Source organism: Pseudomonas sp. SMSB3 (assembly GCF_052041965.1).
GTDB lineage: Bacteria > Pseudomonadota > Gammaproteobacteria > Pseudomonadales > Pseudomonadaceae > Aquipseudomonas.
On the sequence record NZ_JBKGGV010000043.1, the window covers coordinates 1 to 540 of the forward strand.

The window sequence follows — 540 nt, forward strand, 5'->3', positions numbered from 1 at the left end:
GTGTCGGTGAACAGTTCATGGCCGCTGGGCGAGACCACCACGGCGGTCTGCGGGCCAGGGCTGGTGGGTTTGGTGTGCTCGAACGGGCTGCGGTACGGCGCGCTGTGCAGCTGGCCTTCGAAGTGGCTGGTGAAGAAGCCATACGACGCTTCGCTCAGGGCCGAGCCGAGCAGCGAATCGTCCGGTGACGGGCGCACGGTCTTGAACAGCGGTGCCAAACTGCCGGGCGCTTCGCGGCGCTGCTGGGCCATGGGCAGGTTGCTTTCGGCGAAGAACTGCACCTCGATCAGCAGAAACTGCCGGTCCTCGGCGGCCTTGCGCTCGTATAGCGGATGCTGGGTCAGTTCGAACCAGCGGCCGGCCTGCAACTGGCGCACCCCGCCCTGGCCGTGCACGCGGCGCGCCTGGGATTCGCGCTGTTCGATCTGCACGCGGCTGAGCCAGTCGCCGCGCTCCTGTTTCTGCCAGTTGTACTGGCCCTGGTATTCGTAACGCTCAAGGGCCGCCGGGGCGGAGACGGCCTGCAGGGCCGGCATCACA

The 540-nt window shown here is 67.6% G+C and carries 1 protein-coding gene; it reads right to left on the reverse strand.

Annotation, left to right across the window (positions count from 1 at the left end):
- Nucleotides 1-540 (reverse strand): contractile injection system protein, VgrG/Pvc8 family (locus ACLEJW_RS23210; protein ID WP_440778326.1); only part of this gene is annotated, 540 nt, incomplete at both ends.